The following is an 11,663-nucleotide window of genomic DNA, read 5'->3' as shown; positions in this document are numbered from 1 at the left end:
GTCAGCCCCACCACACCGCCCTTCGACGACGAGTAGGCGGCCTGACCGATCTGGCCGTCGAAGGCCGCGACGCTGGTCATGTTGACGATCGCGCCGCGCTCACCGGTCTCGGTGGGGTCGAGCCGGCCCATCGCGGTCGCGGCCAGCCGGATGGCGTCGAAGGTGCCGACCAGGTTGATCGCCAGCACCTTCTTATAGGCGTCGAGGTTGTGCGCCGAGGCGTACTCGCCGTCCTTGCCGATGGTGCGCTGGGCCCAGCCGATACCGGCCGAGTTCACCAGGGCACGCAGCGGGCCGAGTTCGCCGGCCTTGTCGACCGCGGCCTCGATCTGGGCGGTGTCGGTGACGTCGACGATGGCGAACGCGCCGCCGAGCTCCTTGGCGAGGGCCTCGCCCTTGTCTGCCTGCAGGTCGGCGATGACGACCCTGGCTCCCTTGGCGGCCAACTGCCGGGCAGTTGCCGCACCGATACCCGATGCGCCACCGGTGACGATTGCGCTAGCTCCGTTGATATCCACGAGCACAGACTAAGGCGTGTCGTCGGTAGGCTGACCGCATGCCCGCGAACGTCGATATCCGCCGCGCCGACGATCGTGGCCTCACCACGACGGAGTGGCTGCGCTCACGGCACTCGTTCTCGTTCGGCGACCACTACGACCCGGCCAACACCCACCACGGCCTGCTCCTGGTCAACAACGACGACGTCGTCGCGCCGGCCGCCGGCTTCGACACTCACCCGCACCGGGATATGGAGATCGTCACCTGGGTGCTGTCCGGAGAGCTGGCACACCGGGATTCGATGGGGAACTCCGGTGTGATCTATCCGGGCCTGGCCCAGCGGATGTCGGCGGGCACCGGGGTCCAGCATTCCGAGAAGAACGGATCATCAAGCGAGCCGGTGCATTTCGTGCAGATGTGGGCGCTTCCCGAGGAGGCCGGTGTGACGCCGGACTACCAGCAACGGGAGATCGAGCTCGCCGGCGCACTGACCCCGATCGCCTCGGGTGCCACCGATGCCGCGGTGACGCTGCACAACCGCAATGCGACGCTGCACGGCGCCCGCCTGCGCACCGGAGACGCCGTCGAGCTGCCGCAGGCACCCTACGTGCACCTGTTCGTGGCGCGCGGCGCCGTGACGCTGGAGGATTCCGGCGACCTGGCCACCGGCGACGCCGCCCGGCTCACCGCGACCGGCGGGCAGCGGGTCACCGCCCCGGCCGATGCCGAGATCCTGGTGTGGGAGATGCATGCGAGTCTCGCTGGGGCATAAGCTTATCGGGGTCATCGGGTCGGCAGTCGTGCTCGCCGGGTGCGGCACCGACACCGCGCCGCCGGCTCCGGCCACCACGACGTCTACCACGCAACAACAGGCCACCGGGCTCACCCCGGCCACCGTGCAACTCGATGAGCCTCACCAGGCGCTGATCCCGGCCGGGTGGTCCATCGAGGTGATCGCCCGGGTGCCCAAGGCCCGGATGGCCGCGTTCACCCCGGACGGCAAGCTGCTGGTTTCGGTGCCGAGCACCGGCCGGGTGCTTACGGTGCGGCCTGAACAGGGCATCCTGCTCGACGGCCTCGAACAGCCGCACGGTCTGGCCTTCGCCGGGTCCACCCTGTATGTGGCCGAGAGCGACCGGATCGACGCCTACGACTACGTCGACGGGCGCGCCGTCAACCGGAGGCCTGTCGCCGAGAACCTCCCCGACGCCAAGAGCCCCGACCTGCACGGCGCCTATGCCCACGCGCTCAAGAGCGTCGTGGTGGGAGGCGATGGCGCGGTGTACTTCTCGATCGGTTCGACCGGCAACATCTCGGCCGAGGATCGTACCGCCGACCCACCGCGGGCCACCATCATGCGGGTACCGCCGGGCGGTGGGCGGGCCGAGCCGTTCGCCACCGGCGTCCGCAACGGCACCGGGCTGGCCTTCGGGCCCGACGGATCGTTGTGGACCGCGGTCAACAACCGTGACAACGTCGCCGATCCGGACGGGCAGGTGCGGCAGGAGTACGTCGACGACCATCCGCCGGAATCGGTCGCGCGGCTCACCCCTGGCCGCGAACTGGGTTGGCCGTACTGCAATCCCGACGGCCCGGCCCCCTCGGCCCTGATCCGCGACCTGCAGACCAATCCCGATGGTGCGCAAATGGATTGTGCGGCACTGGAACCCATCGATCAGACGCTCGGCGCGCACTCGGCCCCGCTGGGGATGAGTTTCGCCCGGTTACCTGCTCCGTTCGGCCAGGGGGCACTGGTCGGGGTGCACGGGTCGTGGAACCGGGATGCCCCGCGCGCCCCGGAGGTGTCGTTCTTCGCCTGGCGCGACGGCACCTTGGGCCCGCAGCAGACCCTGGTCGGCGGATTTCAGGCCCAGGACGGAACCCGCTGGGGCCGCCCAGTTGCCGCGGTCACCGGCCCCGACGGTGCCGTCTACATCACCGACGACTACGCGGGCGCGGTGTACCGGTTGGCCCCGGGCCGATGAACCTCAGCGATCTGCGGCTGCTGCGCCGGGTCCGGGACCGGATCGACCGTGAGTACGCTCAGCCGCTCAACGTCGAGGCGCTGGCCCGGGGCGTGAACATGTCGGCCGGGCATCTGTCGCGCCAGTTCAAGATCGCCTACGGCGAGTCGCCCTATTCCTATCTGATGACCCGGCGCATCGAGCGTGCGATGGCGCTGCTGCGCCGTGGTGATGTCTCGGTCACCGAGGCCTGCTTCGCGGTGGGCTGCTCATCGCTGGGCACATTCAGCACCCGGTTCACCGAGCTGGTCGGCATGCCGCCCAGTGCGTACCGGCAGAAGGCTACGGACGCGACCGAGGGCATCCCGTCGTGCGTGGCCAAGCAGGTCACCAGACCGATCAGGAATCGAGAAGCGTCGGTCTCCGGTCCACCGCTAGCGTGACCGGCATGGATATCAGCATCAACGCGAGCTTCCTCCCGCACACCGACCCCGAGGCGTCGCTGGCGTTCTACCGCGATGCGCTGGGCTTCGAGGTCCGCAAGGACGTCGGATATCAGGACATGCGCTGGATCACGATCGGTCCGGCCGGGCGCCCGGACACCAACGTCGTCCTCACGCCGCCGGCGGCCGATCCCGGCATCACCGACGAGGAGCGCCGGGTGATCGCCGAGATGATGGCCAAGGGCACCTACGCCAGCATCATGCTCGCCACCACCGACCTGGACGGTCTGTTCGAGAAGGTGCAGGCCACCGGCGCCGACGTGATGCAGGAACCCACCGACCAACCGTGGGGCGCCCGCGACTGCGCGTTCCGCGACCCCGCGGGCAACACCGTCCGGATCCAGGAGTTGTCCTGACCTTGAAAGCCGACAGCCATGATCTGATCCGGGTCACCGGGGCCCGGGAGAACAACCTCAAGGACGTCGACATCGAGCTGCCGAAGCGCCGGCTCACGGTGTTCACCGGCGTCTCGGGCTCGGGTAAGAGTTCGCTGGTGTTCGACACGATCGCCGCGGAGTCCCAGCGGCTGATCAACGAGACCTATCCGGCCTTCGTGCAGGGATTCATGCCGAACCTGGCCCGCCCCGAGGTCGACGTGCTCGCGGGCCTCACGACGGCGATCATCGTCGATCAGCAGCGCATGGGTGCCGACCCGCGCTCCACCGTCGGCACCGCCACCGATACCGGGGCGATGCTGCGAATCCTGTTCAGCCGGCTGGGCACGCCGCATATCGGCTCGCCGCAGGCGTTCTCGTTCAACGTGGCCTCGATGAGCGGCGCGGGTGCGGTGAGCTTCGAGAAGGGCGGCCGAACGGTCAAGGAGCGACGCGAGTTCAACCTGGTCGGCGGCATGTGCCCACGCTGCGAGGGACGCGGCGCGGTCAACGATATCGATCTGACCGCGCTCTACGACGACACCAAATCGCTCAACGAGGGCGCGCTGACCATTCCCGGTTTCAGCATGGAGGGCTGGTACGGCCGGATCTTCAACGGCTGCGGCTTCTTCGATCCGGACAAGCCGATCAACACGTTCACCGCGAAGGAACTCGACGCGCTGCTGCACAAGGAGGCGACCAAACTCAAGATCGACGGCGTCAACCTGACCTATCTGGGGTTGATCCCGCAGATCCAGAAGTCGTTCCTGGCCAAGGACGTCGAGGCGATGCAACCGCACATCCGTGCCTTCGTGGAGCGCGCGGTGACCTTCACGACCTGCCCGGACTGTGCCGGCACCCGGCTGGCGGAGACCGCCCGCTCGTCGAAGATCGACGGGCTCAACATCGCCGACGTCTGCGCCATGCAGCTCACCGATCTCGCCGAGTGGATCGCCGCGTTCGCCGGTAAGCCCGCCGCGAAACCGGTGGCGCCGCTGCTGGGCGCGCTCAGGCACACCCTGGACTCGTTCGTCGAGATCGGGCTGGGCTACCTGTCGCTGGACCGGCCCGCAGGCACCCTGTCGGGTGGGGAAGCGCAGCGGGTCAAGATGATCCGTCATCTCGGGTCGGCACTCACCGACGTCACCTACGTGTTCGACGAACCGACGATCGGCCTGCATCCCCACGACATCGCCCGGATGAACGATCTGCTGCTGGCGCTGCGGGACAAGGGCAACACCGTGCTGGTGGTCGAGCACAAACCGGAGACCATCGCGATCGCCGATCACGTCGTCGACCTCGGTCCCGGGGCGGGCAGCGCGGGCGGCGAGGTGGTGTTCGAGGGCACCGTCACAGGTCTACGTGACAGCGACACCATCACCGGCCGCCATCTGAGCTACCGGGCGGCGCTGAAGGACACCGTCCGGAAATCCGCCGGCACTTTGGAGATCCGCGGCGCCGATACCCACAACCTGCGCGACGTCGACGTCGACATCCCGCTGGGCCTGCTGGTGGTCGTCACCGGGGTGGCCGGCTCGGGCAAGAGCTCGCTGATCGACGGTTCGGTGACCGGTCGCGACGGCGTGATCTCGGTGGACCAGAGCCCGATCCGCGGTTCCCGCCGCAGCAACCCGGCGACCTACACCGGGCTGCTCGACCCGATCCGCAAGGCCTTCGCGAAGGCCAACGGAGTGAAACCGGCTCTGTTCAGCTCGAATTCGGAGGGCGCCTGCCCGGTGTGCAACGGTGCCGGCGTCATCTACACCGAGCTTGGGGTGATGGCCACCGTCGAGTCGACCTGCGAGGAATGTGAGGGCAGGCGGTTCCAGGCGTCGGTGCTGGAGTACACGCTGGGCGGACGTGACATCGCCGAAGTGCTGGCGATGCCGGTGTTCGAGGCCGCCGCGTTCTTTGGTACGAAAGAGGCCAAAGTTCCTGCCGCACAGAAGATTCTGGACCGTATGAGCGACGTCGGCCTGGGCTACCTGACACTCGGCCAGCCGCTCACCACGCTGTCGGGTGGTGAGCGCCAGCGGCTCAAGCTGGCGGCACGGCTCGGCGAGAAGGGGGCCGACGAGGGCGCGGTCTACATTCTCGACGAGCCCACCACGGGCCTGCACCTCGCCGATGTCGAACAACTCCTCGCCTTGTTGGACCGGCTGGTCGACGCGGGAAAGTCGGTGATCGTCATCGAGCATCATCTGGCGGTGATGGCGCACGCCGACTGGATCATCGACCTGGGCCCGGGCGCGGGTCACGACGGCGGCCGGGTGGTGTTCGAGGGAACCCCCGCCGATCTGGTCGCCGACCGATCGACGCTCACCGGCGAACACCTGGCAAATTATGTCACCAAGTCCGACTAGGCTTTTTATGTGCTGACAGCCTGGGCCGACGAGAGCGGTTCGCGCCCAGCCGTCGTGCGGAAGAAGGTGACGTTGAGCCAGCCCCGCAGTCCGAACGGTGGCCTATTTTCCGGGACGGCATGGCACTATGCCCGGTATCGACCGGGGTATCCGCGCGACTTTCTCGACGATGTGACCCAGCGCCTGGGTCTCGATGGCACCGGCCGATTGCTTGATCTGGGTTGCGGTACCGGTCAACTGACGCTCCCCCTGGCCGCCCACGTCGCCGAGGCGGTCGGGATGGATCCCGAACCGGACATGCTCGCCGAAGGCTCTCGGCAAGCACAGGAAGCAGCTGTCACCAATGTGAGGTGGATCGGTGGCAATTCTGCAGACCTCCCGACCGGCCTCGGGCGCTTCACGCTGGTCACCATGGGTCGCTCATTTCACTGGATGGATCGCGAACACGTCCTGACTGCTCTCGATGACATGGTCGACCGTGACGGCAGCCTGGTCATCGCCAACGACAGCAACCTTTTGTTGCCGAGCACACCATGGCAGCGGGCCATCCAAGAGGTCCAGCATCGATTCCTGCCGCCGGATTACCAACACGGCCCGTCATCAGCGACCACCACCCGCCAGACACATGAGCACGTATTGGCCAATTCGCCGTTCCAGCAGGTGAGTCGCCGGGTCTACGAATTCACACGACGCTGGACCGTCGAACAAGCCATCGGCTACCTCTACTCGACGTCGGTGCCACTACGCCGAATACTCGCCGACCGACAGACCGAGTTCGAGGACACCGTCACCGACGCCCTGCTCGCGATCGAACCAAGCGGTCACTTCATCGAGCCTGTCGCCCTGGAAGTCCTGACCGCAACTCGCACAACACAACCCAAGCCCCGATAACGCCCCTGCACCTAGATCCGACCCAGATAAGACACGGCTAGCGGCAGCTCGCTCGCAACGTATGACGGTCTGACAGCATCAACAGCGGGCCGTTCAGCAAACGCGGTACCCACCCGGTACACAAGAGTGACCACACTGTTATCAATGTTGACAGAGTGACCTGTGTGGTTATTGTGTATTTCGTGCCCGGCCTGGCAAAATCATTCCGCCGCGTGATAGCGGCGACCGCGACCTTCGCGTTGTGTGCCGCCCTGGGCACGACCGGATCTCCGGTGGCGGCGGCCGAGGACGCCAAGGCCCTGCTGTTAGGGGCGATCGCCAACACCAAGGGCGCCTACCTCGTCTACAACTTCGGCGGACAGTTCGCCGCACCGTTCGTCGCCGCCGACGGCCGGGCGTACACGCTCAACGGCGGTGGCCACCTGATGACCATCAAGAACGCTTCCAGCCGATTGCATCCGCGGCTGCTGGTCGACTCGCACCAGGGTTATCAGTCCCGCTGCGAGCGCACCCCGGGGGCACGCACCAACGAGGGCCTGTGGCAGGCGTCGGAAACCTATGCGCCTCTTGCGGCCTGGCAGGTGCTCGGCTCACCGACCATCGCGGTCAACGCCAACTTCTTCGATGTGCGCCCGCAGCAGGGTGGCGCGTGGCGGAACACCAAATGCAGTTCACCGCTGGGTGCCTACGTCGACAACACCAGGGGTCAGGGCCGGGCCAACGCGGCGGTGACGGGCACCCTGGCCTACGCGGGCAAGCAGGGCCTCTCGGGCGGGAACGAACACTGGTCAGCGCTAGCCACCATGATCATGCCGGTCGGCGGCGCGCCCTATGTGGTGATGCCCAAGGGTCCCGACGACTACGACGCGGCGACCCCGGTGATCCAACGCCTGCTCGACCAGAACGCCCGGTTCGTGGCGGTCGCGGGCATCGGCCTGCTGGCGCCGGGGGACACCGGCCAGCTCAACGACAACGGGCCCAGCGCCGCCCGCACCGCGCTGGGCTACAACCGGGCCAACGATCAGCTCTACGTGTTCCAGGGCGGCAGCTACACCCCCGACAACATGCAGGACCTGTTCCGCGGGTTGGGCGCCGACAATGCAGTGCTGCTCGACGGCGGCGGATCGTCGGCCATCGTGCTACGGCGCGACACCGGCGGGATGTGGAGCGGTGCCGGCTCCCCGAAGGGCAACTGCGATACCCGCCAGGTGTTGTGCGACTCGCGCGAACGTTCGTTGCCCAGCTGGCTGGCCTTCAGCTGACAGGCCCTCAGTTCGACAACTGCTGAAAGTGCCGGGAGTGGCTGTCCAGGCCGGGATGGCACAGCTGGAAGAGCGGCTCCCGCCCGTGCCCGTCGCCCGGGGTGTGAACACCGAGTGGCATCAACGCGGCGCCGGCCCGGAGGTCATCGCCGGCCAGCGCCTGCGTCGCCCCCGACACCAGCGTCTGGCCACCGCGGGCGATGTCGCGCAGCCGGACCACTTCGTTGCGGCCTGCGCTATCGGCGCATTCGAAGCTGTGCAACCCGATGCACAGTGCGAACGGATCCAACGACGTGAGCTGGAGATCCAGCGCGCAGGACAGCGCATCGGATGCCCGCTCGAAGGCCACCACGAAGCTGTCGCCCGCGTCGCGCCCGTCGTACAGGACACCGTCGTTGAGCGCGCTGAGGTGGGTCACCGTGGCGCGCAGCCACGGGAGCGCGGCGGCGGTCTCCCATGGCTCGGTTTGCCACAGCCAGGCCGATCCCTCGACACACGCCAACAGCACCGTCGTCCTCGCGGACAGATGCTTCTCGGTCACGCGCCGCTCCCGTCGGATCGCCAATTCCCTCGCGCCGGTCGGCACGCTACAGAAATCCAGCGTAACCACTTGCGGGACGGCGTGCGTCGGATGAATCATCCAACGGTGAATGTGTCAACCTGGCCCGTTCCGGCCCGGTTGCCAACTCCCCCACGGACCGGCTTTGCCCGCGCCAAATCCGGGTTCGGTCCCACATTCGGGGTTTGCCGACATTTTTGGCGGTCGCTCAGGCCTCCAGCCAGAGGTCGACACCTTCGGTGCTGAAAATGTAGAGCAGCGTGGACCAGGTGTCGTCGCCGAGCGCCGATTTGGCGTGCCGGTAATCGGTCAGGACGAACCGGAACGGGCCGTCCTCGGGGGTGCCGAACCCGCCGCGCAGGCAGTCGGCCAACGCGTCGAGATTGGACCCGAAGTAACCGCCGTCCCCGTTGACGGCCCGGCCGATCTCGGTGAAGAAATCCGCCTTGGACCCGATCTGCGAGCCGTCGATCCGATAGGTTTTCACATCCCTCCGATCAGGCAGAACGATTCGTAGTGGTCGCCGGTGTAGTAGTACTCGGGTGGGTCGGTCGCCGGTTTCCCGCCGGTGACGATCCGCCGGGCGCCGCGATTTTTCGCGCCCGGGGTCGGCACGGTGTATTCGCGGTAGTAGCCGCGCTCGTGCTTGGGCAGCAGACCCTCGAAATTGCCGAAGACCGAACCGTCGTTGCGCGGGTACGGAAACGGCCCGTCGGACTGGATGAGGTCGACGGTCTGGCCGGCCTCGCGGGGAAGGCCGTCGAGGTTACAGGTTCCGTCGGCGGTATCGGTCGCGCTGTGGCACCCGGTCAGGAGGGCTCCCAGCAGCACCACGGCCGCCATGCGTGTTCGCCGCATCGGCACGACGCTAGCAACAAATCCGCGGTTACCGCGGATTCTCGTGGGACGATCGTTGCTCGAGTGAGCAGAGTTACCTACCCCTCGACGCACCCGCCCCGCCGCGACCGTTCCGTGAGTGGACGGAAGTCGCTGTCTCACGGCGAGTTTCGTCCCGATATCGAGGGGCTGCGGGCCGTCGCGGTGCTCGTCGTGGTGGCCTATCACGCGGGTGTGCCCGGAGTGCGCGGCGGATTCGTCGGCGTCGACGTGTTTTTCGTCGTCTCCGGGTTCCTGATCACCGGGCTGCTCTGGCGCGAGGCCGCCCGGACCGGGACCGTGCGCCTGGCCTCGTTCTACGCCGCGCGGGCCCGGCGGCTGCTTCCGGCCGCCGCGGTGGTGCTGGTGGCGACCTCCATCACGACGGTGGCGCTGCTTCCACCGCTGCGGGCCCGGGCGGTGCTCGGCGACGCTATCGCCAACGCCCTCTACCTGGGCAACTACCGGTTCGCCGCGACGGGCACCGATTATCTGGCGGCCGACGCCGCGCCGTCACCCCTGCAGCACTACTGGTCGCTGGGCGTGGAGGAACAGTTCTATCTGCTGTGGCCCGCGGTGATCCTCGGTACGGCGTGGTGGCTGGCCCGGCGCGGGCGCGCCACCCGATCGGCTCTGCCCTACGCCGCGGTCCTCGCGGTCGTCGCGGCGGCCTCGCTGGCCCTGTCGCTGACGTGGACGCGGACGCTGCCGGCCTGGGCGTTCTTCTCGCTGCCCACCCGGGCCTGGGAATTGGCGGTGGGCGGCCTGGTCGCGCTGACCGCGGCCCACTGGCGCCAGGTGCATCCGGTGTGCGCGGCCGTCGCGGGCTGGGGCGGGCTCTCCCTGATCCTGCTCACCTGCACCCAGATCGGTGCCACCACGCCCTACCCCGGTACCGCGGCGCTGTTGCCGGTGCTCGGCACCGCGCTGGTGATCGGCGCCGGGTGCGCCATCCCCGATCTGGGGGTGGGCCGCCTGCTGTCCAAACCGGTGCTGCGCGGTATCGGCAGGCTGTCGTACTCGTGGTACCTGTGGCACTGGCCGGTGCTGCTGCTGGCCCCGGCGCTGCTCGGAGGCGAACTGGGGTTCGCGGGTCGGCTGGCCGCGGTGGCGATCTCGTTCGGCCTGGCGATCCTCACGCTGCACCTGATCGAGAACCCGGCCCGGTTCGCCGCCGCGCTGCGCGCATCGGCGTGGCGCAGCCTGGCGGTCGGCGCCACCGCGACCGGGGTCGCGGTGTGTGCCGGGCTGGCGTTGCTGGCGATTCGCCCGGTTCCCACCGGTGCCGGGCCGGCCGCCGTGCCCGTCGCCACCGTCGAGGACACCGCCACCCCGCCGCCCGCACCCCCGACGGCGCGGCAACAGCTGCGCGCCGCGATCGCCGCGGCGGCGGATCTGCACGCGGTGCCGTCGAATCTCGACCCACCGCTGGGCGATATCGCCAAACCCGAGCCGTTCGTCAACGGCTGCGTCCTGTCCTGGAAGGACGTCACGCAACCCGAATGCGCCTCCGGGGCCACCGACTCGCCCACCACGGTCGCCCTGATCGGCGATTCGCATGCGGCGATGTGGCAGCCCGCCCTCGAACCCCTTGCCCGGCAGCGCGGTTGGCGGCTGGAGACCATGGCCAAGGTCACCTGCCCGTTGATCAAGCTCCCGATCGTCAGCCCCTATCTGGGCCGCGACTACACCGAATGCGAACAGTGGCGGGCCGCGGTGCTCGCCAGGGTCGCCAAGGAACGGCCAGCCCTTATCGTGCTCGACATGGCGCGCCGCTACGGCGCCGACTTCGGATTCGTCAGCTACGACCCGGCCTGGCTGGACGGGTTGACCCGGCTGGTGTCGCAGCTGCGCGGTACCGGGGCGCGGGTGCTCGTGCTCGGCCCGGTCCCCGATCCACACGGTTCGGTACCCACCTGCCTGTCGGCGCATATGGACGATGCGACGGCGTGCGCTCCCGATCGGTCGGCCGCGATTAACGACGCCGGCGTCGCCGCCGAGACCGCGGCGGTACGGACCGGCGGCGGCCGGTACGCGGACCTCGGCGAGTTCTTCTGCACCGACCGCCGCTGCCCGGTCATCATCGGCAACACCCTGGTCTTCTCCGACGACAATCACATCACCGCCGAATACGCGCGGGTGCTCTCGCCGGTGATCGCCGATCTGGCCGCGACCGCGTAGGCCCGCCTCAGCCTTCGAGGTTGCGCGCGCAGCGCAGCAGCATCCGGGCCAGCTGCGTCCGACTCGCTTCGGCCATATCGCCGAGCATGTCGGCTTCGACCTCGAGCACGGCCGCGTGGGCGCCGGCCAACCGCTTCCGTCCCGGCCCTGTCAGGTGCAGTTCGCGGGCCCGGCCCCGCTGTTCGCCTTCTT

The 11,663-nt window shown here is 68.3% G+C and carries 12 protein-coding genes and 1 pseudogene; 8 read left to right on the top strand and 5 right to left on the bottom strand.

Going from position 1 to position 11,663, the window contains the following annotated elements:
• Nucleotides 1-518 (bottom strand): SDR family NAD(P)-dependent oxidoreductase (locus tag ACWDTP_RS33060; RefSeq protein ID WP_450027439.1); only part of this gene is annotated, 518 nt, incomplete at its 3' end.
• Between the two features lie 38 nt (nucleotides 519-556).
• Between ACWDTP_RS33060 and ACWDTP_RS33055 the strand changes: the two genes are divergently transcribed.
• The 7 genes from ACWDTP_RS33055 to ACWDTP_RS33025 all read left to right on the top strand — a co-directional run bounded on the left by ACWDTP_RS33055 (nucleotide 557) and on the right by ACWDTP_RS33025 (nucleotide 7,855).
• Complete coding sequence (locus ACWDTP_RS33055; RefSeq protein WP_450027438.1) at nucleotides 557-1,270, top strand: pirin family protein; 714 nt, start codon at nucleotides 557-559, stop codon at nucleotides 1,268-1,270.
• Entirely contained in the window at nucleotides 1,248-2,483 is a 1,236-nt protein-coding gene (locus ACWDTP_RS33050; RefSeq protein WP_450027437.1) for a PQQ-dependent sugar dehydrogenase, read from the top strand. The genes ACWDTP_RS33055 and ACWDTP_RS33050 overlap by 23 nt, the downstream gene beginning before the upstream one ends.
• Nucleotides 2,480-2,905, top strand: coding sequence for a helix-turn-helix transcriptional regulator (locus ACWDTP_RS33045; protein ID WP_450027436.1), 426 nt, complete (start codon nucleotides 2,480-2,482; stop codon nucleotides 2,903-2,905). Before ACWDTP_RS33050 ends, ACWDTP_RS33045 begins: the two co-directional genes overlap by 4 nt.
• Nucleotides 2,906-2,910: 5 nt before the next feature.
• The gene (locus ACWDTP_RS33040; RefSeq protein WP_450027435.1) at nucleotides 2,911-3,321 is read left to right on the top strand and encodes a VOC family protein; all 411 of its coding nucleotides are present in this window, start codon (nucleotides 2,911-2,913) and stop codon (nucleotides 3,319-3,321) included.
• A 2-nt stretch (nucleotides 3,322-3,323) separates the two neighbouring features.
• A complete protein-coding gene (locus tag ACWDTP_RS33035; RefSeq protein WP_450027434.1) occupies nucleotides 3,324-5,702 on the top strand; it encodes an ATP-binding cassette domain-containing protein in 2,379 nt (792 codons plus the stop codon).
• 72 nt (nucleotides 5,703-5,774) lie between these two features.
• Complete coding sequence (locus tag ACWDTP_RS33030) at nucleotides 5,775-6,593, top strand: methyltransferase domain-containing protein (protein ID WP_450027433.1); 819 nt, start codon at nucleotides 5,775-5,777, stop codon at nucleotides 6,591-6,593.
• A gap of 173 nt (nucleotides 6,594-6,766) precedes the next feature.
• On the top strand, nucleotides 6,767-7,855 hold the full coding sequence (locus ACWDTP_RS33025) for a phosphodiester glycosidase family protein (protein ID WP_450027441.1): 1,089 nt from the start codon (nucleotides 6,767-6,769) through the stop codon (nucleotides 7,853-7,855).
• 7 nt (nucleotides 7,856-7,862) lie between these two features.
• On the opposite strand, the gene ACWDTP_RS33020 is transcribed toward ACWDTP_RS33025, so the two are convergent.
• The 3 genes from ACWDTP_RS33020 to ACWDTP_RS33010 form a co-directional block, all read right to left on the bottom strand.
• Nucleotides 7,863-8,396 carry a LuxR family transcriptional regulator gene (locus tag ACWDTP_RS33020; protein ID WP_450027432.1) on the bottom strand — a complete coding sequence of 178 codons (534 nt, stop codon included), beginning with the start codon at nucleotides 8,394-8,396 and terminating at the stop codon, nucleotides 7,863-7,865.
• Nucleotides 8,397-8,622: 226 nt separating this feature from the next.
• The gene (locus ACWDTP_RS33015; protein ID WP_450027431.1) at nucleotides 8,623-8,901 is read right to left on the bottom strand and encodes a barstar family protein; all 279 of its coding nucleotides are present in this window, start codon (nucleotides 8,899-8,901) and stop codon (nucleotides 8,623-8,625) included.
• Nucleotides 8,898-9,257, bottom strand: coding sequence for a ribonuclease domain-containing protein (locus ACWDTP_RS33010; RefSeq protein ID WP_450027440.1), 360 nt, complete (start codon nucleotides 9,255-9,257; stop codon nucleotides 8,898-8,900). Before ACWDTP_RS33010 ends, ACWDTP_RS33015 begins: the two co-directional genes overlap by 4 nt.
• Nucleotides 9,258-9,335: 78 nt before the next feature.
• On the opposite strand from ACWDTP_RS33010, the gene ACWDTP_RS33005 reads away from it, so the two are divergent.
• Nucleotides 9,336-11,471 carry an acyltransferase family protein gene (locus tag ACWDTP_RS33005; protein ID WP_450027430.1) on the top strand — a complete coding sequence of 712 codons (2,136 nt, stop codon included), beginning with the start codon at nucleotides 9,336-9,338 and terminating at the stop codon, nucleotides 11,469-11,471.
• A gap of 7 nt (nucleotides 11,472-11,478) precedes the next feature.
• Here the strand turns inward: ACWDTP_RS33005 and ACWDTP_RS33000 are convergent.
• Nucleotides 11,479-11,663, bottom strand: a pseudogene (locus tag ACWDTP_RS33000) (MarR family transcriptional regulator); the annotation flags it as partial.

It is taken from the genome of Mycobacterium sp. NPDC003449 (assembly GCF_053588415.1).
Note: the sequence above shows the minus strand (reverse complement) of the source record. Positions and strands in the feature narration are given on the sequence as shown.

Coding starts and splice junctions, on each gene's coding strand:
- ACWDTP_RS33055 (WP_450027438.1), top strand. CDS start 557: ATGCCCGCGAACGTCGATATCCGCCGCGCCGACGATCGTGGCCTCACC.
- ACWDTP_RS33050 (WP_450027437.1), top strand. CDS start 1,248: ATGCGAGTCTCGCTGGGGCATAAGCTTATCGGGGTCATCGGGTCGGCA.
- ACWDTP_RS33045 (WP_450027436.1), top strand. CDS start 2,480: ATGAACCTCAGCGATCTGCGGCTGCTGCGCCGGGTCCGGGACCGGATC.
- ACWDTP_RS33040 (WP_450027435.1), top strand. CDS start 2,911: ATGGATATCAGCATCAACGCGAGCTTCCTCCCGCACACCGACCCCGAG.
- ACWDTP_RS33010 (WP_450027440.1), bottom strand. CDS start 9,257: ATGGCGGCCGTGGTGCTGCTGGGAGCCCTCCTGACCGGGTGCCACAGC.